This is a genomic window from Delftia tsuruhatensis, assembly GCF_903815225.1.
Lineage (GTDB): Bacteria > Pseudomonadota > Gammaproteobacteria > Burkholderiales > Burkholderiaceae_C > Comamonas > Comamonas tsuruhatensis_A.
Window position 1 is genome coordinate 4746327 of sequence record NZ_LR813084.1, and the last position, 18580, is coordinate 4764906.

Here is an 18580-nt window from a genome sequence, read left to right on the forward strand (position 1 = left end):
CATGACAAGCAAGCCCACCGCCACCGATTCGCCCTTGGAGTCTGCGGGCTCGCCGGCCATCGGCTCACCCACCTCGCTGGAGACGCTGCTGGGTCTGCGGACCCCGGTCCCTCGGGCCGGCCAGATGCTGCCTGCGCAAGAGGCGGCAACCCAGGACAGGGTGTCTGCCTATGCCGGCACGGACACGCTGCGCCCGCCTCCGCAGCCCCTGGACGCGGATCTGCAGGTGGAGTTGCTGTTCATCCACGCGGGCACGCCTGAAAGCGCGCTGGCCCAGGCGTGGATGCAGCGCATGCTGGACGGCTCCCGGCTGCATGTGGCGCGCTTCCAGGACAACGTCTCCGAGCTGGCGCAGCGCCACATGCCGCATGCCATCTTCGTGCATTTCGACCCTTTGTCCACCGACGAGGCCGCGCAGCTGGCATCGCAGTTGCACATCTCGCACCCCCACCTGCCCTGCGTTGCCGTGGGCCGCACCAAGTACCCGCAATGCATGCTGGCGGCGCTACGTGCCGGCGTACAGGATTTCCTGGATGTGGACGCCCCGATACAGGCCGCCCAGCAGACGGTGCGCGAACTGATCCAGCGCATGCCTGCATCGCAGGCCAGCGGTCCCAGCGCCCCCCTGACGGCCATCCTCTCCGCCCGCGCCGGACTGGGCAGCAGCCTGCTGGCTTCGCATCTGGCCTGGTATCTGCAAAAGCGCCTGCATGGCACCACCCAGGGCAAGGAAATCAGCGCCAGCGAAATCAGCAACGAAACCCTTGACGGCCTGCTCATCGACCTGGGCAATCCCGGCGGCGACTGCGGCCTCTACCTGGGCACGCTCAGCGACTTCGACTTCATTGAGGCCGTCAACAACCTTCGCCGCTTCGACCGCAGGCTCGCGTCGACCGGGCTGGCGCGCCACGACAGTGGACTGCGCATGCTCACGCTGCCGCGCCAGCCCAGCCGCCTGCGCGATGTCTCGTACGCCGATGTCGACGCGCTGCTGGCGCGCATGCGCCAGTACTTCCGCCATGTGGTGGCCGACCTGGGTGCCGTGGTCCCCACGCACCTGGCCATGCGCGTGGCCCTGCGCGCCAGCCAGGTCTGGGTGGTCTGCGACCAGAGCGTGGCCAGCGTGGTCTCCACGACCGAACTGCTGCGCCAGCTCGAGGAGCAGAAGATAGAACGCGAACGCCTGCACCTCATCGTCAGTCGACATGACAGCCAGCTGGAGCTGGACGCCCAGCAGATCGCCAGGCAACTGAAGCTGCCGCTGCTGGCCACCATCCCGGAGCGGCGGCGCGAACTGGCCCAGGCTGTCAATCAGGGACAGTTGCTGCCCAGCCGGCTGCAGCGCGAGCCTTATGTGCAGGCCGTGGACAAGCTGGCCACGCTGCTGATGACCAGCCATCACCAGGCCCACGCAGGTGAGCAGGCCGGGGCGGCCCGTGGCCTGAACCGTTTCTTCCACCGAACAAGAAGCTGAACGCACCATGACGACCACGGCTTATCCCAATCTGGCGGATACCCAGGCCAGTGAATTCGAGCAAAGCGCGCTGTTCCTCGACCTGAAAAACCGCACGCACGAGCACCTTCTCAGCCGTATCGAGGAGCTTGGAGCCGAGTTCGGCCGCTGGTCACAGGCCGCCATCGCGCAGTTCGTGCTGATGGAGCTGGACAGCTTCATCCGCCTGCACTCGGTGCCCGTCAACGAGCAGGAGGCGCTGCTGGTGGCTCGCGCCCTGACGCGCGAACTCACGGGCCTGGGACCGCTGCAACCGCTGCTGGAGGACCCTCGCGTCGAGGACATTCTCATCAACGGCCATGGCAACATCTACGTCTCGCGCGGCGGCGTGCTGCAGCGCGAGACCCTGCACTTCAAGGACGACGAGCATGTGCTGCGCATCGTGCGCCGCATCCTGGCGCCGCTGGGCCGGCGCCTGGACGAGTCCAGCCCCATGGTCGATGCGCGCCTGCCCGATGGCGGCCGCATCAACGTCATCATCGAACCGCTGTCCATCGACGGCCCCTCGGTCTCCATCCGCAAGTTCCGCAAGGATCCTCTGACCCCAGCCGAACTGGTGCAGCTGGGCACCTTCAACCAGGACATCTGCCGCATCCTGGAGATGGCGGTGCAGGCACGCTGCAACATCCTGGTCAGCGGCGGCACCAGCTCGGGCAAGACCTCGCTGCTGAACGCGCTGGCCAGCTTCATCCCCGGCAGCGAGCGCATCGTCAGCATCGAGGACACGGCCGAGCTGGCCCTCAACCACAACCACGTGGTCCGGCTGGAAAGCCGCCCCGGCGGCTTCGACGGATCCGGCCACGTCAGCATCCGCGACCTGCTGCGCAACAGCCTGCGCATGCGGCCGGACCGCATCATCGTCGGCGAAGTGCGCGGCGGCGAGGTGCTGGAGCTGCTGCAGGCCATGAACACCGGCCACGACGGCTCCATGGGTACCATCCACGCCAGCTCGCCGCGCGAATGCCTGTACCGCGCCGAGATGCTGGCCGGCTTCGCCGGCTTTCAGGGCAGCGAGGTCAGCCTGCGCCGCCAGATCGCCAACGCCGTGGACTTCATCGTGCAGATAGGTCGCCTGTCCAACGGCCGCCGCCGCCTGCTGTCGCTGACCGAGGTCACCGGCATGACCGACAACATGATCTCCATGCAGGAGCTGTACCGCTACGAGCCTCAGGTGGGGACCGACGGACAGGAGATCGACCACTGGGTCTCGCTGGGCATCTCGCCCCATTCGCCCAAGCTGCTGAGCTGGTGGAGATCCCAGCAGCAGGCAGGCAACGGAGCGGTGCGATGACCGGCCTGAGCCCCGCCACCCTGGTCCTGGGCGCACTGGCATGCCTGCTGCTGGCCATGGCGCTGTGGGTGTTCTCACGCGGGCGCCGCAAGGAGCATGAGCAGTCGATCAGCCGGCATATGCAGCGCAGTGTCGATGGAGCCCGGGAAGCCGCGGCGCCTGCGCTGCCTCTGGCCGAGCCCTCCTTCAGGTCGGCCCCGCCGCAGGCGAGTGCCAGGCCCGCCGCGTTGCAATGGCTGTCCGAGCAGTTGGGCGTACAGTCCTGGGGCATCTCCTCCCGCGCGCTGATCCTGTTCGCCACCACGGGCGCGGTCCTGTCGCTGCTGGCCGCAACCCAGGCCGGTGCAGCCGCCGCAGTGACGATCGCAGCCCTCTATGCGGTCGTGCTTGCCTTCGGCATCTGGCGGCGGCAGGGCAAGCGCCGCGAGAGGCTGCTGCAACAGTTGCCCGGCTTCCTGGACAACATGGTGCGCCTGATCTCCATAGGCAACTCGCCCCATGCGGCCTTCCAGATGGCATTGAACAACGTTCCCTCCCCGCTGGGCGATGCCCTGCAGCAGGCGGCCTCCCTGCTCAGCGCGTCGCCCGACCTGGGCCAGGCCATGGGTCAGCTCGAACGCAACTGGCGCCTGCCCGAGTTCGGCCTGCTTGCCGCCGTCTTCCGCATGAGCGTGCGCTATGGCGGCCGCGCCGACCTCGTGCTGGAGCGCGTGTCGGCCTATATCCGCGACCGCCAGTCCGCCGAGCGCGAACTGCATGCGCTGTCCTCCGAAATCCGCATGTCCGCCTGGGTTCTGGCCCTCCTGCCCCTGGTGGTGGGCGCCCTGATCATGGTCATCAACCGGGGGTACTTCCTGCGCATGTGGAACGATGACAGCGGCCAGACCATGATCCTGGTCGCGGCAGCCCTGGAAGTGTGCGGGGCCTTCCTTCTCTACCGGCTGGCACGCCTCAGGTGACTCCATGCAGACACAGCCCCCTCTTTCTCTTCGCACCGTCGGCCCAGTCACGCGGCCAGGCCCGGCGTACTGCCCATGCAGGGCCCCCCAGTGGAGGACCAACGGATGAACACGCAGCAGCTGTGGATCGCCAGCATCTGCCTGGGCGCCCTGGGACTGCTGCTGTGGGCGTCGACCCTGGCATGGAGGCTGTGGCGCTCGGCACGCGCCTCCAGCCAGGTGGCGAAGATACTCCAGGCCCGCGAAAGCGCATCGGCCATGAAGCCGCCCACGTCCGCCAGTGATGCGCAGTTGCTCAATCCACTGTCCCTCAACGTACGTGCCTCGGACACACCCCAGGCCAAGGCCGCCAGCCTGCCGCCTCCGGCATGGCTGCAATGGGGAGTGGCCAAGGCCCTGCTGGCCGACGAAGACCGCAAGCTTTTGGACCAGGCCGGCCTGGGCACGCGCAACGGAAGCATGCTCTATGTCGCCAGCCGCATGGTGCTGTGCATGCTCCTGCCTCTGCTGATCCTGGGGGTGCTGCGCCCCGGCGGCGACATGGGCCTGGCCTACGGCTTCATCGGCCTGAGCCTGGGCCTCATGCTTCCCAAGTGGCTCATGCGCTCGCGCGCCAGGCGCCGACGCGAACAGGTGGTGGAGGAACTGCCTCTGTTCGTCGACCTGCTGCGGCTGCTGCAGGGCGTGGGCCTGAGCGTGGACCAGAGCCTGCAGATCCTGTCTTCGGAGTTCAAGAGCGTCCTTTGCGTCATCAGCGGCGAGCTGGCCCTGGCCAACCAGCTCTACAACACCGGGCGCACGCGGGAGCAGTCCTTTCAGAGAATGGTCAACATGAGCGCCGACGACGACATGAGCGCCATCGTCAACCTGCTGGTCCAGGTGGACAGGCACGGCGGTGCCGTCCAGGAACCGCTCAAGGAGTTCAGCATCCGTCTGCGCGAAAAGCGCCAGGCCAGCTTCAAGGAGAAGATAGGTTCCATCACCGTCAAGATGACGGGCGTCATGGTCCTCACGCTGCTACCCGCCCTGCTCGTCATCACGGCGGGCCCCGGCTTCCTGGCCGTGATCCGGGCCTTGACCACCATGGGAGGACGTTGACATGCGACACAACCAGGGCATGCATATCCGGCGAACGCCGATGGTCCTGCTGCTGGCCGTGCTGGCCATGGCCGGCTGTGCCGGCAAGGCCCCGCAGGGCTATGGAACCCCCTCCCCGCAGCAGGAGACGGCCGCCCAGGCCCAGCAGCAGTTGCAAAGCGCCCAGCGCGCCACCCAGGTCGACAACGCCCAGACCTATCTGGACCTGATAACGCAAATGCAGCAGGCCGGCCAGTGGTATGCATCGCTGGCGCATACCGAAGCCTTCGAGCAGCAATACGGCGCGAGCCCGGAGTCGCTGCTGATGCGGGCGGACGCCCTGCGCAACACGGGCCAGGCAGAGCAGGCCCGGCAGGCATACCAGTCCCTGCTGCAGGGGGCAACCCAGGCGCGCGCGCGCCGAGGCCTGGGCCTGCTGCACGCCAGTCAGGGCCAGTATGGCCAAGCCGTGGAACAGTTGGACAAGGCCCGCCAGCTCAACCCCATCGATGCCAGCGTCCTCAGCGACCTGGCCTACGCACACATGCTGGACGGACGCCTGGACGCGGCACAGATTCCCATCATGCAAGCCTCGCAGCTGGCACCCGGCAACGCCCGGGTCCAGCTGAACCTGGCCCTTTTCTGGCTGGCCAGCGGCAACCAGGCACAAGCCTCGCGGTTGCTGCGCCAGCTCGCCCAGCCCCAGGCCAAGGGCGTTGCACCCCTGATCGACCAGACCTCGCTTCAGACCTTGCAGACACAACTGGCCGGCGTGCGCGAGGCCGTGCGACTGCGCAGCGCCTCCCTGTCCCCGGAGCCCGGTACCAGCCCGCCACCAGCACCCCTGCCCGAGAACCTGCCGGCACAGGTCGTGGAACCTGGCTCCAGGAATGACCCCGACAAAAAGACGGCGCCATCCGGCACCACCCGCCGCATTCTTCTTTCCGAGCCACCCGGCACCCCGGACACTGCGCCGGCCTCGCCACTTTGAGGACCATGACATGCCAGCCACACATCGCTCCCCCTCGCAGCGCCCTGCTGCCGCGGCACTGGCCTCCTGGCTGCTGGCAGCCTGCGGGGCACTGGCTGTGACGCCATTGCATGCCCAGAGCTTCGGGCAGGTGCAGAGCCCTCCGGCGCCGGCCGAGGATGCGCGTGGCGATGCACCTGCCGGCACCGCCACAGACCCCACCGACTCCACCGTGGTCGGCTACACGCTCTACACCAATCCTGATGGAACGGTGATGTACCTTCCCAGGCGCGAGATCGACATCGGCCGGGGCACAGCACGGTTGCTGCAGATGCAGCACAGCGGCACCGGCCGGCGGGCACGTCCCATCGATGGAGAGCAGGCCCGGCGCAGCTATGCGCGCTATCTCAAGAGCTTCGAGACGGACATTCCCGCCCTGTACAAGACCGGTGTCGAGGCCGGGGCCAGGAACTGACGCGGGACCGGACCATCCACGCCTGCAGGAATGACCATGCGCCGGCCTCCTCCATCCCCCTGCCCCCCTGCCGGCCTCCGGCAGAGGGGGGTCTACGCGCTGGAGTGGGCCATCATCTTCCCGGTCTTCTTCGCCCTGCTGTATGCCTGCATCAGTTATGGACTGGCCTTTCTGGTGCGTGAATCCATGCAGGCGGCGGCCGAGGACGCCGCGCGCGCCGCGTTGCGCTACCAGACCAGCCGCAGCGCCCGTCTGGACGCAGCCCGCACCACCGTGCAGCAGCGGCTCGACTGGCTGCCCACCGAACTGCGCCCCGCAGCAGCCAGCATCAACGTCCGCATCTGCAGGCTGCAGGACAGCGAGCTGTGCTCGCCTTCGCTGACCTGCGGCGTGCCGATGGCCGAACGCTGCATGGTGCGCGTGGGTTTCAGCATCCCCTATGGCAGCAACCCGATAGCACCAGCCTTGCCAGGCCTGGGCCTGCTCATGCCAGCCACGCTGACGGCCAATGCCAGCATCATGGTGGAAAGGGGGGGAGTATGAGCCACCGGTCGCACGACTGCGCCACCGCCCCCTGCAATGCTGCCGCAGACATCACCGCTGCAACGGCATGGCGCGTTCGCCAACGGGGCGTGGCGGCAGTGGAGTTCGCGCTGATTGCCGGCATCATGGTGATGCTGCTGATGGGCATGTTCGTCTACTGGCGCGTGCTGCAGGCCCAGCAGTCGCTCGCACGCGCCACGGGCGATGGCGCACGCATGGTCCAGCAACTGGTCTATGGTGGAATGGCGGGCTTCAACCCTACACGCCCGGCGGAGCAGGCCAACATCCTGCAGGCCACCATCGACGTGGTGAACCAGAGCCTGGCGGCCAGTGGCATGCCACCGGGCACGGCTCCCACCCAGATACAGATCGACTGGAGCACATCGCAGGCCACGCTGAGCGTGGTCTATATGCTGCCTCCCGTGCTGGGCCAAGGCCTGACGGTGGGCAACCAGACCCTGGGCGAACCCACGCGCCTGGAGGCCCGCAGCCGGGTCAGGCTCGCCCCCGCCAGCTAGACAGGAGGATCCGAGCATGCTCACCCACCTCCCCCCCTGCACACGCCGCCCCCGCACGCGGCGGCAAGGCGGCAGCCTGCTCGTGCAGTTCGCCCTGCTGGGCTCGGTGCTGTTCCTGATGCTGGGCGTCATCGACCTGGGCTACATGTACTACGCCAAGCGCGACCTGCAGCGCATTGCCGACCTGGCGGCGACCCAGGCCGCGCAGGCCATCAATGCCGAGCGCAGCAACCGTGCCGCGTGCGTGAGTGCCGGCCAGGACAGCATCGCCGGCAACTGGCCCGTGCCACTGACCCGCAACGACAGCCAGACCCAGGTCACCTGCGGCAACTGGAACCCTGCGGACCCTGCTCGCCAATCCAGCGGGGGACGCTTCTTCGACGCCAGCGCAGGCCCGCTCAACGCGGCCCGCGTCACGGTGGGCGGCACTTCACCCACCCTCTTCCCCGGCCCCTGGAGCCGGGCCGTCGTGGCCGAGGCCATCGCCATGCGCAATGACTCCGTCGCGTCCTTTCAGGTCGGCTCGCAGTTGCTGCGCTTCAACAAGGACACACCGCTGGGCGGGCTGCTCGGCCTGGTGGGGCTGGATGTGGGTGCCCTGACCCTGCTGGACTCCCAGGGCCTGGCCAACGCCAAGATCACGCCAGCCGGCCTGCTCAAGGCACTGGGCGTCAACCTGGGCATAGAGCAATTGCGCGCCCTGTCCCCCGAAGGCGTGGCCAACCTCGCCAGCGTCACCCTCCTCAACATCATCGATGCCTCCATCAGCGCCATCACCGACAACGCGCTGGCGGTGCAGCTCAACGCGCTCAAGACCCAGATCATCAACCTGGGCCTGAGCACCATCAAGATCCCGCTGGGCAGCATCGATGACCAGAAGGGCCTGTTCGCCTTCATCGGTGCCGGCCGCACCGATCCGCTGAATGCGGCCATGGACGTGCAGCTGGGCATGGGCGACATCCTCAAGACCGCCATCGCCATCGGCGCGAACGGCCATGCGCTGCAGGCCAACCAGCTTGATGTGGCGGGCCTGATCAAGGCCCAGCTGACCATCGTGCAGCCACCCACCATCGCCGTGGGCCCCGTGGGCACGCAGGGCTACAGCGCGCAGATCCGCCTGAACCTGAACGTGGACACGGACCAGTTGCTGGGCGGGGCGCTGAAATGGCTGGTCAAGGACATCCTGGGCACCCAGGTCAAGCTGCCCATCGCCATCGACATCACCAACGCCACGGGCACGCTGACGGCACTGCAGTGCAGCCGCAGTCCACAGACCATGGACCTTTCGGTCAAGTCCTCCATCCTCAATGCCTGCGTGGGCAAGATGGACCCCGCCAACAAGCAAAGCTGCGAAAAAGGCCTGCAGGACGAAAAACTGATCACCCTGCTGCGCCTGCCCGTGCTGACCGGCAAGCTCTGGGTCCCGGCCCTGGAGTACACCGACTCCACCACGGGCCTGGGCATGGAGCCTGGATATGAAGACCCCTCCGACCCCAACTGGTCCAAGACCAACCGCTCCACCCAGGTGAACCAGCTGGCGCTGGGCGACACGGTCAACAACCTCGTCACGGGGCTGCTGAACCTGCTCAGCGGCCTGCTCCAGCCGCCCGGCGGCACGCCCTCCGACCTGACCTCGCGCCTGCTGGAGTCCTACCTGGACGCAGCCATGGTCAACGGCCTGTACAACGTCAACAGCGTCACCAACCTGCTGCTCAATGGCCGGGGGGTGGCCGGGGACAAGGACTACATGCCTCCGCTGCTGACCTCCAATTTCACGTTCAACAACGCCATCGCCAAGTCCTGCCTGCTGGTGGCCTGCCCTTCCTCCACCTGGAGCAGCGGCAGCTTCTCGGCCGCGCTCAACTCCTATACCAGCGTGCCTGGCGGCCTGCTGGACGTACTGGGCATCTCCACCTTCGACAACGGCTACCAGAGCTGCGCCGGCCTGCTCAGCTCGCTGCTCAACTGGAATGGCTGCGTCAAGAACAACGTGACCAAGCTGCTCACCTCCCATCCGCAGTACCTGTACACGATCAACCCCAACAGCCCCGAGATCCAGTCCCTGCTCAACCGCGACAACAACCTCAACTGCAGCGGCGCGCTGTGCACCCTGCTCAAGCCGCTGATCACCACGGTGCTCAAGCCCATCCTCAACGGCGTGGGCACGCTGCTGACCGGCGTCCTCAAGGACACCCTGGGCCTGGAGGTGGGCAGGACGGACATCAAGGCCCTGTCCATTGGCTGCGATACGGCGCAACTGGTCTTCTGAACGGCGGGCAGGGAAAAGCGAACCATGAATCGACAACGAGGGACTGCACAGTGAATCTGGACGAGTTGGTCATCTATGTCTGGGAAGGCCAGGCCGACATTGCCGAGCGGGTCGAGCGCTGCGTGCTCAATCTGGGCGTGGACGTGGTGCGGGCCGACGGGCTGAGCCTGCCTGCCGACACCAGCGAGCTGGGCAATGCGATTGCCGTGGTCAGCGTCTCCGTGCTGGAGGGCGCGCGCTTCACGCGCCAGGGAGTGGAGGGCACCTTCGGCATGCCCGTGCTGTGGGTCAGCGCCAAGCAGCGCGACGCCAGCTCCGGCACCTATGCCATGGAGTACTCCCATGTGCTGCCCTTCGACTTCACGGGGGCCGAACTGCGCGCCATGCTGGTGCGCATCCTGCGGCGCATGCAGAGCAACCAGCGCCAGGTGCAGCGCTCGGAGGACATCATCGCGGTGGCCGACTGCATGCAGCGCCTGCTGCGCGACGTGGACACCTTTGCCGACTGCGAGCACAGCGTGCTCATCATCGGCGAGACCGGCGTGGGCAAGGAACGCATCGCCGAGCGGCTGCACGAGCGCAACGGCCGCTATGGCCAGGGCCCCTTCGTGGTGGTCAACTGCGGCGCCATTCCCGACGGCCTGTTCGAGTCCCTGTTCTTCGGCCATGCAAAGGGCTCCTTCACGGGCGCCGTGAACGCCCACAAGGGCTATCTGGAGCAGGCCAACGGCGGCACGCTGTTCCTCGACGAGATCGCCGACCTGCCGCTGTACCAGCAGGTCAAGCTGCTGCGCGTGCTGGAGGAACGCTCCATCACGCGCCTGGGCTCGGCCGCGGCCGTGCGGCTGGACTTCCGCCTGGTGGCGGCCACCAACAAGCCGCTGCGCGAGCTGGTGCGCGAGGGGCGCTTCCGGGCCGACCTGTTCTTCCGGCTGGCCGTGATCGAGCTGCAGATCCCCAGCCTGGAGGAGCGCGGCGAGGCCGACAAGCTGGCCATCTTCCACGCCATCCTGCACAAGGTGGTGGGCGAGGCCACGATGAAGGAGCTGGGCGAGCCCCCCTTCTTCATCCTCGATGCCGTCGCACAGATGTACTTCCCCGGCAACGTGCGCGAGCTGCGCAACCTGGCCGAGCGCATCGGCGTGGCCGCCCGCCAGACACGCGACTGGACCGCGGACGGCGCCACGCAGCGCATCCTCCAGCACGCCCAGGCCCTGTCGGCGGCCACCTTCCCGCCGGACACCAGCGGTGGCGAGCCCCTGCTGGCCGACCGCAGCAACTGGGACATGGACGAGCGCAATCGCATCATCGCCGCGCTCAACAGCAATGACTGGAAGCGCCAGAACACCGCCCAGCACCTGGGCATCAGCCGCAAGGTGCTGTGGGAAAAGATGCGCAAGTACCAGATCAGCGACGGCGAGCCCGAAGTGCCCCTGCCCGGCTGACCGCCCGTTCCCACCATCCAGCCCATCCCATCACGCAGAGCCACACGAACCATGCAGGACAAGCCGGTCATCATCTTCGTCAGTGCCGTCTACCCCAGCCAGTACAGCCTTCTGTGCAGCCATCTGCGCGCCAGCGGCGCGGCCGACAGCTGGTTCATGACCATGCCCGGCCATGCCGAACGCCATGCCCATGAATGCGACCACCTGCTCTCCTTCAGGCCCGACGGCGACATCGTCGGACCGCAGAGCTATTACTACTCCAGCAAGGTGGAGCGGTCGGCGCGCATAGGCAAGGGCCTGCTGCAGGCGCTGCAGGCCTTCGAGAAGGACAAGGGCAGGCGCATCGACGTGGTGGTCACGCACTCGCTGTGGGGCGCACCCAACCTGCTCTACGGCGAGATCGATGCCGCCATCGTCAGCTACATCGAGTTCCCCAGCTACCGCGTCCACGGCAACGAGCCGGACTATCCGCCCGATCTCTCCCAGCGCCTGGCCGACCGCAACATGGAAATGCTGCACTACCACCAGGTGCTGTGCAGCGACCTGACCATCACGCCCAGCGCCCATGCGCGCTCGCTGTTCCCGCCCCTGCTGCAGGAGCGCGTGGCCGTGCAGTTCGAGGGCTTCGACATCCAGGCGCCCGACGAGCAGGCCGGCGTGGCGCCGCGCCAGGACCCGCGCTTCACGGTGGCCTTCTCCTCGCGCGACCTGTCCAGCTCCAAGGGGTTCGAGACCTTCATGCGCCTGGTCGATCGCCTGGTGCGCGAAGGCGATGGCCGCCAGATGCGCTTCATCGCGCTGGGCGACCCCACGGCCGTGACCTACGGCTACGAGCAGCAATGGGTGGAGCGGCGCTACCAGGGCAAGGTGGCCAGCTTCCGCGACCACCTCCTGCAGATCCATCCCCTGGCCCAGGTGGTGGAGTTTCCGGGCAAGCTGCCCTATGACGAGTTCGCGCGCACACTGGCCTCGGTGGACCTGTTCCTGTACCCGCTGCGCTATGGCGTGGCCAACTGGGGCCTGATGGAGATCCTGGCGCGCGGCGGCTGCGTGATCGGATCGAACTGGGGCTTCGTGCCGGAGCTGGTGCAAAACGATGTCAACGGCCTGCTGCTGCCCGACAACGACGATGCCTGGCTTGCGGCCATCCGCCAGTTGCGCGACGACCCGGCCCGGCGCGAACGCTACGGCAAGGCCGCGCGAGAGACGGGCCGGCGCTTTCACATCTCCAACGTGGCCCCGCGCTTCATGGAGCTGTTCCGCCTGGCCATCGCCCAGCGCCGCACGGCGGTGCAGCAGGAACAGCTGCGCCAGCGCGTACCCTGAGCGCCGCCGGACATGGACCGGCCCGGCCGCCGGTGCCCTTCAGGCCCGTGCCAGCGTATAGGGCGTTGCCTCGGGCCGCGCCACGGCGCCGGCCCAGCTCAGTGACAGCTCGGCCCAGTCCGAGGCCACGGCATCCGTGGGCTGGAGCACATCCTCGACCCCCACGACCTCGTCGAACAAACCGTGGCGCAGCAGCGAGGGGCGGGCCACGAAGAAGCCCTGCACCCCATGCACCCGGGCCCGCCAGGCCGCCACCAGATCTTCGGCGCTCTCGATGCCTTCCAGCACCACGCAGGCACCGCCATCGGCGCACAGGCGCACCAGGTCCTGCAGCATTCTCGGAGAGCGCCTGCCGTCCACCGGCTCCAGCACCGACCTGTCGAGCTTGATGATGTTGGCGCGCAGCCTGGACAGGATATCCAGGCCGCCGCGCTTGGGCGCGATGTCATCCAGCGCCACGCGCACGCCCAGGATCTGCAGGTGCCGCACCAGCGCCAGGGCACTCCTCTCGCAGGGGAAGGCGCTGGTCTCCGTGATTTCCACGACCAGCCGCCGGGCGACGTCGGGGCGGTCCTCCAGGTAGGTGAACAGGCCGTCCCACCAGGCCTCGTCCACGAAGGAACTGGCCGAGAGGTTGCAGCCCAGGCTGTGTCCGGAGCACGCCTGCAGCGCCCCCAGCACCGACCACAGCACGCTGCGGTCCAGGCGCGAGACCAGGCCCAGGCGCTCCAGCGCCTCGATGGCCTCGGGCACCGTGTAGTTGTCATAGACCGCGAGCTGGCGGCGGCGCAGCAGGCATTCATGGTAGAGGGCATCCCCCGTGCCGTCCGCTCCCAGCGCCGCCACCGGCTGCAGGGCCAGCGCCAGCTGGCCCAGGCGCAACTCATCGAGCAGGCGGCCGGCCAGCTGCATGTCATCCTGATAGGAGCGGCTCCAGCGCGCACGCAGCCGGCCCGACTCGGGCACCTGGCGCCGGTAGCTGGAAAAGCCGTGGCGGCCCTGCATCTCGTGGGCGCCGCTCATGGAGATGCAGCCCAGCGCCTCGACCTCGACCTGCAGGTAGGCCTGTGTACTGGCGTGCTGCACGGGATCGCAGCCCAGGGCCGACTGGATGGCCTCGGCCCAGCGCTGTTCGCCCCTGTCGCCGGTCGCCTCCAGCGCCTGTGGCAGGAAGTCGGCCACCATGATGGTGGCGCCGTTGCGCGCGATCTGATGGGAGGCCATGCCCAGTCCGGCCAGCCTCTCCAGGCAGGTCTGCACGGCGGCTTCCGCCAAAGCCCCGCCATAGGCGGACTTGAGCTCCTCCAGGTTGGCAAGCCAGATCATCAGGCTGACGGGCCTGCCGCATTGCGTGTTGTCAAGTGTGTCCCGCATGGTGTGCTCCTGGATTCAACGGCAGGCGATGGCCTGTGCATGGCAGTGAAAACCGATGGCCCGGCGGGCCGGTGCCCCCTCGCCCGCCCCTGTGTCCAGGGCCGTGCGTGGCAGCGCCGTCAATGAGAGATCCACATGGCCCGCGGCCAGGTCGAAGACCACGGAACAGGCGCCATCCTTCCTGCTGAAATAGGCCAGCCGGGCATCGGTGCCGCCCTCGAAGCGGCCCGTCAGCATCTGGCCGTCCTGCTCCTGGAACACCGCCTGTGCGTATCCCTGGCCGGGCACGATGACCCGGTCGCCCTGCCGCAGCACGGCGCCGGCCTGGGCCGGCGAGATCTCGTTGCGGCGCACGATGCGCACGCCCTCGCTGACGTTCGTCAGCAGCGCGACCGGCCCCTCCGCCGCGCCCTCCCGGGCCAGCGCGACCGGCACGGCCGCAGAGGCGAACGAGCCAGGCACATTCAGCGGCCTGCCGCGGACCTTGTCGGATCCATTGCGCAAGCGCGGCAGGGCGGTACCCGCAAACGACATCGAGAGAACGGCCATGGTTTCTCCTCCGAAAGCCTTTGATCGATCAAGCGGGACGCGCCGGACCTGGATTTCCAGACATCGCGATCCCTTTTTTGCATCCTGTTGCAACAACCATGCCACGGCGCGGATGCCGATGCGCGACGCCCAAGGCATCCGCAACCCCTTGATTTACATGGATCGCATGGCGGCATGGCGGCGACTCCGGGCCCCGTGTTACGGGGCGCGTCACGTAACACACCCCTGCGCAGCCGTTACCCGCCCCCCTGCTGCGGCCCAGAGCCCAACTCGCCGGCCACCGTCCGGAAACATAGGAAAATTCCTAGGCTCCGATCCCTGCACCGTCCCCTTGCGGCCCCTTGCTGCCGCCCCCGAATGACTGCCAAGAACAAGAAGCCTTCCGCGCGCAAGCGCAGCCCCTCCTCCTCCAAGAAGAAAGCCCCGAGCCGCTTCGGCCTGTGGCGCTTCGTGCTCGCCGCCGTGGTGGCGGCCGCCGGCACCTTCCAGATCGCCAGTTGCAGCCTGGACCCGAACTGGCACCCCAGGCTGCCCGAGCCGCCCTTGCTGTCCACGCTGCCCATCCCGGGCCTGGAGCACCTGCGCAAACAGCCTGATACAGGTTCCGGCGCCAGGCCACCGGCCGGCAGCCTGGCCACCGGCTTCTCGCATTGCCGCGACTTCTTTCCGGGTGGCGAGCCCCCGGCCCTGCAGCCACGGCCCCAACTGCGCGAACTGTGCTTCAGCGCCTTTGCCGTGCTGCACAGCGGCCAGACCAAGACCCCCGTCTTCGTGGTGGAGCGCCTGAATCGCCAGTTGCTGGAACAGGGCCAGGGCCTCAAGCGCAGCGACAAGTTCTATGCCGACGCGCGCCTGCCCGGCGCCGAGCGCGCCGAGCTGGACGACTACCGCCGCTCCGGCTACTCGCGCGGGCACATGGCGCCGGCCGGCGACATGTACTCCCCCGAGGCCATGGCCCAGAGCTTCAGCCTGGCCAACATGGTCCCCCAGGACCAGACCCACAACGGCGGCGTCTGGAGCAAGGTCGAGCAGGACACGCGCCGCTATGCCATGCGCGCCAGGGGCGATGTCTATGTGTTCACCGGTCCCGTGTTCGACGGCGAAGTCTCCACCATCGGGCCGGGAAAGGTCCACGTGCCCAGCCACATCTTCAAGCTGGTCTATGACGCCAGCACGGGCCGCTCCTGGGTCCACTGGCAGGCCAACAGCCCGGACACGCGCATGAGAGCGCCCATCAGCTATGAGGAGTTCACCCGGCGCACGGGGATGCCTTTGCTGTCCGGCGTGATGCGCACGGGCAGCTAGGGCGTGTTCAGCGCGGCTCCAGCACCCGGTCGATCAGGCCCCAGTCGCGCGCCTCATCAGCCGTCATGAAGCGGTCGCGGTCCAGGTCGCGCTCCACTTCCTCGTAGCTGCGGCCGCAGTGCCGGGCATACAGGCGTGTCACACGTTCCTTGGTGCGCAGCATTTCCTCGGCATGGATGCGGATGTCCGAGGCCTGGCCCTGCACGCCGCCCAGCGGCTGGTGCACATGCAGGCTGGCATTGGGCAGGGCCATGCGGTGACCGGGCTCGCCGGCCATCAGCAGGAACGACCCCATGGACCGCGCCGTGCCCATGCACAGCGTGTGCACGGGGGACTTGATGAACTGCATGGTGTCGTACATGGCCAGCCCGCTGGTGATCACGCCGCCGGGCGAGTTGATGTACAGGTGGATGGGCTTGTCGGGGTTCTCGGCCTCCAGGAACAGCAGCTGGGCGCAGACCAGGGCCGAGACCGTGTCGTTCACCTCGCCATTGAGAAAGATCACGCGGTCGCGCAGCAGCCGCGAATAGATGTCGAAGGACCGCTCTCCGCGCGCCGACTGTTCGACAACCATGGGGACGAGCATCATCGATTCGCGCATGGGCGAACTCCTGTGGGTTGGGTTGGAAAAGAAAGGGCTGCCGCCCTGCGCCGCACGCCCCGTCGCCGGGGCAGGGCCTCAGGTCGCGTACATCAGGAAACCGCCGTCGTTGGCCGCTTCCCTGGCGGGCTGCATGCGCGCATCGGTCAGCACATGGACGATGCGCAGCAGCGTGCCGCCATCCGCTGCGGGGCTGATCTGCAGGTCCACCGTGCTTTCCAGAAAGGGCGGCTCCGCCTCGCGCAGCCGCAGGCGCAGTTCCCGCTGCGGCTCCTGGTGCAAAGCCTCGGCATGCTCGGTACCCGGCAGCCACTGCGCGCGCAGCTCGGGAATGCTCAGCGCGCGCCAGACCTTCTCGGGCGGGGCGTCCAGCGCGTACTCCTGCACCAGCTCGCAGGCCGCATCGTCGGTGTCCATATTGCTCATCTTGTTCATTGGTCCATGTCCTTGAGCAAGCCCTTGAGTGCATCCACGCGCTGCGGCCAGTAGGCGCGGTACTTCGCCAGCCAGCCCGCGATCAGCGCCAGTCCCTCGGGATCGACCTCGTAATGCATGAAGCGCCCCTGCCGCTGCTCGCTCACCAGCCCCGCGTTGCGCAGCACGGACAGATGCTGGGACATGGCCGACTGGCTGATATCCATCCCCTCGCGCAGCGCGCTGGCATGCAGGCTGCCGGCGGCCAGCTTCTCGAAGATGGAGCGGCGCGTAGGGTCGGCCAGGGCCTTGAAGATGTCGTTCTCGGGCATGGCGACACTTTAGCAATCACTTATTTCAAATGCAAGCCCCGCACGCCGATCCCGCCGCCACGCCCTCCTCCGCAAACCGCTTGGCCGCCTTGAGCAGATAGCTCACGGCATAGAGGATGGGGTCGTCGGCCTCATCGCCGTTGAGATGGTCAACCACCTCGATGGCATAGCCCAGGTTCACCGCCGTGTCGTGCAGCAGACCCAACAGTTCCTTGTCCTGCGGCTCCAGCGACTGCGCCTGATCCGCCTTGACGTAGTAGATGCGCAGCAGGTCGCGGCACACGCAGTTGATGGCCGTGACCTTGTGGCGAGCGGGCAGGTCCAGGACATCCAGCGCGGCGCCCTGCTGATGAAGGATCGGGATGATGAGGCATCCTGCGATGCTCGTTGAATAGCCAAGAGGCGTCTCTACGGAATTCGTAGGATGGTTGTCCTCGGCTTGGATACGACGATGGCGACCGCCCGTGAAAATTTCTCGCCGGATTGCGCAAGTCCTCGGGGCGCCGACTGCCTACCTTTGTTGCGAGGACGATGATCTTGCCGAAATGATCCTGGCGTGGAGCAAGCTGGCTCGCGGCAGTCGGGCGCAGGCGAAAAAAGCCGTGCTGGGTTTGGTGGCTGGCCGGTAGGGGTGAAGGAACTGCAGCCCCTATGACGGCATGTTGGCAGGATCAAGCGGCAAGAGATCGCTGACTGCGTATCGATATCGCCAAGGGAGGCTGCTCTTCTCAGACGACGGCAAACAGCCATAAGCGGTCATCCGCTCCCAGCTTCCGGGCGACGGCTTCAGGCTGGTTGCCGACGTTCAGAGGAGACAACCAGACGACGGCTCTCGACCCGTTGCAGTCAATCAAGCCGTCACTGGCAATGTCTGCTGTGCAGCGATTGCTGTCGCTCATGGTCTCATCGTGAACATTCAGTCACGGCCGCATACCGGTCATCCGAGCACCAAGGCTCAAGCCGGCCCTGCGACGGACTTCAGTTAACTAGTCGACGGTGACCCAGGGGACTCCTGGAAATCCGCTATAGCGGCCCAAGAATAGGCGCTGGCGACACAAAGGTGGCGTTCAGCGCATTCCACAGGAGCCGAGGCGACTTCGCAGCTGTCTACCGTCATACTTCACGCAACGCTGAATCATTTGCAAAGTTGCCATGTACACACTCCGCGCATCACGTCCTGAAGATGGTGCCGCCCTGGTTGACCTTTGGCGGCGTTCCGTAGACGCCACCCATCACTTCCTCAGTCCCGATGATCGAAAGGCAATTGATGCCGAAGTGGTCGCGTTTCTACCTCATGCGCCGGTGACTGTTGCTGTCGATGAGCATGACCAGCCCCATGGCTTCATGCTGATCGATGGCACGCACATGGAGGCGCTGTTCATCGATCCGGATGTCCGTGGCACCGGCATCGGCCGCCAGTTGTTGCAGCATGGATTGGCGCTGCACGGGAAATTGAGCACAGACGTCAACATGCAGAACTCCCAAGCGGTTGGCTTCTATCAACGGATGGGGTTCGTTGAAACAGGGCGTTCGGAGGTGGATTCGCAGGGACGCCCTTATCCTCTTATTCACCTGCGATACCAGGGCTAGCTGGAAGCAGGCCGCTGCGCCTCGGCTTG

The 18580-nt window shown here is 67.0% G+C and carries 20 protein-coding genes; 13 read left to right on the forward strand and 7 right to left on the reverse strand.

Annotation, left to right across the window (positions count from 1 at the left end; all coding sequences use genetic code 11):
- Position 1: 1 nt before the first annotated feature.
- The 11 genes from L1Z78_RS21550 to L1Z78_RS21600 all read left to right on the forward strand — a co-directional run bounded on the left by L1Z78_RS21550 (position 2) and on the right by L1Z78_RS21600 (position 12386).
- Positions 2 to 1474, forward strand: coding sequence for an AAA family ATPase (locus tag L1Z78_RS21550; RefSeq protein ID WP_234638385.1), 1473 nt, complete (start codon positions 2 to 4; stop codon positions 1472 to 1474).
- Between the two features lie 7 nt (positions 1475 to 1481).
- Positions 1482 to 2804, forward strand: a complete 1323-nt coding sequence (locus L1Z78_RS21555) for a CpaF family protein (protein ID WP_234638386.1) — start codon at positions 1482 to 1484, stop codon at positions 2802 to 2804.
- On the forward strand, positions 2801 to 3763 hold the full coding sequence (locus L1Z78_RS21560) for a type II secretion system F family protein (protein ID WP_234638387.1): 963 nt from the start codon (positions 2801 to 2803) through the stop codon (positions 3761 to 3763). The genes L1Z78_RS21555 and L1Z78_RS21560 overlap by 4 nt, the downstream gene beginning before the upstream one ends.
- 105 nt (positions 3764 to 3868) lie before the next feature.
- Entirely contained in the window at positions 3869 to 4861 is a 993-nt protein-coding gene (locus L1Z78_RS21565; RefSeq protein ID WP_234638388.1) for a type II secretion system F family protein, read from the forward strand.
- 1 nt (position 4862) lies between these two features.
- The gene (locus L1Z78_RS21570) at positions 4863 to 5831 is read left to right on the forward strand and encodes a tetratricopeptide repeat protein (RefSeq protein WP_234638389.1); all 969 of its coding nucleotides are present in this window, start codon (positions 4863 to 4865) and stop codon (positions 5829 to 5831) included.
- Between the two features lie 10 nt (positions 5832 to 5841).
- Positions 5842 to 6285 carry a DUF3613 domain-containing protein gene (locus L1Z78_RS21575; protein ID WP_234638390.1) on the forward strand — a complete coding sequence of 148 codons (444 nt, stop codon included), beginning with the start codon at positions 5842 to 5844 and terminating at the stop codon, positions 6283 to 6285.
- A 36-nt stretch (positions 6286 to 6321) separates the two neighbouring features.
- Positions 6322 to 6828, forward strand: a complete 507-nt coding sequence (locus L1Z78_RS21580; protein ID WP_234638391.1) for a TadE/TadG family type IV pilus assembly protein — start codon at positions 6322 to 6324, stop codon at positions 6826 to 6828.
- Entirely contained in the window at positions 6825 to 7346 is a 522-nt protein-coding gene (locus L1Z78_RS21585; RefSeq protein ID WP_234638392.1) for a TadE family protein, read from the forward strand. The genes L1Z78_RS21580 and L1Z78_RS21585 overlap by 4 nt, the downstream gene beginning before the upstream one ends.
- 16 nt (positions 7347 to 7362) lie before the next feature.
- Positions 7363 to 9615, forward strand: coding sequence for a TadG family pilus assembly protein (locus L1Z78_RS21590; protein ID WP_234638393.1), 2253 nt, complete (start codon positions 7363 to 7365; stop codon positions 9613 to 9615).
- 50 nt (positions 9616 to 9665) lie between these two features.
- Positions 9666 to 11060, forward strand: coding sequence for a sigma 54-interacting transcriptional regulator (locus L1Z78_RS21595; RefSeq protein ID WP_234638394.1), 1395 nt, complete (start codon positions 9666 to 9668; stop codon positions 11058 to 11060).
- 51 nt (positions 11061 to 11111) lie between these two features.
- Complete coding sequence (locus L1Z78_RS21600) at positions 11112 to 12386, forward strand: glycosyltransferase (protein ID WP_234638395.1); 1275 nt, start codon at positions 11112 to 11114, stop codon at positions 12384 to 12386.
- A 39-nt stretch (positions 12387 to 12425) separates the two neighbouring features.
- Here L1Z78_RS21600 and L1Z78_RS21605 read toward each other — a convergent pair whose 3' ends face one another.
- Both L1Z78_RS21605 and L1Z78_RS21610 read right to left on the reverse strand, forming a co-directional pair.
- Positions 12426 to 13760, reverse strand: coding sequence for an EAL domain-containing protein (locus L1Z78_RS21605; protein ID WP_234638396.1), 1335 nt, complete (start codon positions 13758 to 13760; stop codon positions 12426 to 12428).
- 15 nt (positions 13761 to 13775) lie between these two features.
- On the reverse strand, positions 13776 to 14309 hold the full coding sequence (locus tag L1Z78_RS21610; RefSeq protein WP_234638397.1) for a hypothetical protein: 534 nt from the start codon (positions 14307 to 14309) through the stop codon (positions 13776 to 13778).
- A gap of 357 nt (positions 14310 to 14666) precedes the next feature.
- Between L1Z78_RS21610 and L1Z78_RS21615 the strand changes: the two genes are divergently transcribed.
- Positions 14667 to 15614, forward strand: a complete 948-nt coding sequence (locus tag L1Z78_RS21615; protein WP_234638398.1) for a DNA/RNA non-specific endonuclease — start codon at positions 14667 to 14669, stop codon at positions 15612 to 15614.
- Between the two features lie 7 nt (positions 15615 to 15621).
- Here L1Z78_RS21615 and L1Z78_RS21620 read toward each other — a convergent pair whose 3' ends face one another.
- The 5 genes from L1Z78_RS21620 to L1Z78_RS21640 all read right to left on the reverse strand — a co-directional run bounded on the left by L1Z78_RS21620 (position 15622) and on the right by L1Z78_RS21640 (position 17860).
- Positions 15622 to 16215 (reverse strand): ATP-dependent Clp protease proteolytic subunit, encoded by a 594-nt coding sequence (locus tag L1Z78_RS21620; protein WP_234638399.1) that lies wholly within the window; start codon positions 16213 to 16215, stop codon positions 15622 to 15624.
- Between the two features lie 78 nt (positions 16216 to 16293).
- Complete coding sequence (locus L1Z78_RS21625; protein ID WP_234638400.1) at positions 16294 to 16650, reverse strand: SRPBCC family protein; 357 nt, start codon at positions 16648 to 16650, stop codon at positions 16294 to 16296.
- On the reverse strand, positions 16647 to 16961 hold the full coding sequence (locus tag L1Z78_RS21630) for an ArsR/SmtB family transcription factor (RefSeq protein ID WP_234638401.1): 315 nt from the start codon (positions 16959 to 16961) through the stop codon (positions 16647 to 16649). The genes L1Z78_RS21625 and L1Z78_RS21630 overlap by 4 nt, the downstream gene beginning before the upstream one ends.
- Before the next feature lie 25 nt (positions 16962 to 16986).
- The gene (locus tag L1Z78_RS21635) at positions 16987 to 17343 is read right to left on the reverse strand and encodes a hypothetical protein (protein WP_234642235.1); all 357 of its coding nucleotides are present in this window, start codon (positions 17341 to 17343) and stop codon (positions 16987 to 16989) included.
- A 346-nt stretch (positions 17344 to 17689) separates the two neighbouring features.
- The gene (locus tag L1Z78_RS21640; protein ID WP_234638402.1) at positions 17690 to 17860 is read right to left on the reverse strand and encodes a hypothetical protein; all 171 of its coding nucleotides are present in this window, start codon (positions 17858 to 17860) and stop codon (positions 17690 to 17692) included.
- Between the two features lie 253 nt (positions 17861 to 18113).
- Here L1Z78_RS21640 and L1Z78_RS21645 point away from each other — a divergent pair, with 253 nt between their 5' ends.
- A complete protein-coding gene (locus tag L1Z78_RS21645) occupies positions 18114 to 18551 on the forward strand; it encodes an acetyltransferase (RefSeq protein ID WP_234638403.1) in 438 nt (145 codons plus the stop codon).
- Positions 18552 to 18580 lie beyond the last annotated feature (29 nt).

Excerpts from the sequence above, each read along its gene's own strand:
- L1Z78_RS21570 (WP_234638389.1), top strand. The coding sequence starts at position 4,863 with ATGCGACACAACCAGGGCATGCATATCCGGCGAACGCCGATGGTCCTG.
- L1Z78_RS21560 (WP_234638387.1), top strand. The coding sequence starts at position 2,801 with ATGACCGGCCTGAGCCCCGCCACCCTGGTCCTGGGCGCACTGGCATGC.
- L1Z78_RS21610 (WP_234638397.1), bottom strand. The coding sequence starts at position 14,309 with ATGGCCGTTCTCTCGATGTCGTTTGCGGGTACCGCCCTGCCGCGCTTG.
- L1Z78_RS21565 (WP_234638388.1), top strand. The coding sequence starts at position 3,869 with ATGAACACGCAGCAGCTGTGGATCGCCAGCATCTGCCTGGGCGCCCTG.
- L1Z78_RS21630 (WP_234638401.1), bottom strand. The coding sequence starts at position 16,961 with ATGCCCGAGAACGACATCTTCAAGGCCCTGGCCGACCCTACGCGCCGC.
- L1Z78_RS21590 (WP_234638393.1), top strand. The coding sequence starts at position 7,363 with ATGCTCACCCACCTCCCCCCCTGCACACGCCGCCCCCGCACGCGGCGG.
- L1Z78_RS21615 (WP_234638398.1), top strand. The coding sequence starts at position 14,667 with ATGACTGCCAAGAACAAGAAGCCTTCCGCGCGCAAGCGCAGCCCCTCC.
- L1Z78_RS21620 (WP_234638399.1), bottom strand. The coding sequence starts at position 16,215 with ATGCGCGAATCGATGATGCTCGTCCCCATGGTTGTCGAACAGTCGGCG.
- L1Z78_RS21645 (WP_234638403.1), top strand. The coding sequence starts at position 18,114 with ATGTACACACTCCGCGCATCACGTCCTGAAGATGGTGCCGCCCTGGTT.
- L1Z78_RS21550 (WP_234638385.1), top strand. The coding sequence starts at position 2 with ATGACAAGCAAGCCCACCGCCACCGATTCGCCCTTGGAGTCTGCGGGC.
- L1Z78_RS21580 (WP_234638391.1), top strand. The coding sequence starts at position 6,322 with ATGCGCCGGCCTCCTCCATCCCCCTGCCCCCCTGCCGGCCTCCGGCAG.
- L1Z78_RS21600 (WP_234638395.1), top strand. The coding sequence starts at position 11,112 with ATGCAGGACAAGCCGGTCATCATCTTCGTCAGTGCCGTCTACCCCAGC.
- L1Z78_RS21585 (WP_234638392.1), top strand. The coding sequence starts at position 6,825 with ATGAGCCACCGGTCGCACGACTGCGCCACCGCCCCCTGCAATGCTGCC.
- L1Z78_RS21575 (WP_234638390.1), top strand. The coding sequence starts at position 5,842 with ATGCCAGCCACACATCGCTCCCCCTCGCAGCGCCCTGCTGCCGCGGCA.
- L1Z78_RS21625 (WP_234638400.1), bottom strand. The coding sequence starts at position 16,650 with ATGAACAAGATGAGCAATATGGACACCGACGATGCGGCCTGCGAGCTG.
- L1Z78_RS21605 (WP_234638396.1), bottom strand. The coding sequence starts at position 13,760 with ATGCGGGACACACTTGACAACACGCAATGCGGCAGGCCCGTCAGCCTG.
- L1Z78_RS21555 (WP_234638386.1), top strand. The coding sequence starts at position 1,482 with ATGACGACCACGGCTTATCCCAATCTGGCGGATACCCAGGCCAGTGAA.
- L1Z78_RS21640 (WP_234638402.1), bottom strand. The coding sequence starts at position 17,860 with ATGAGCGACAGCAATCGCTGCACAGCAGACATTGCCAGTGACGGCTTG.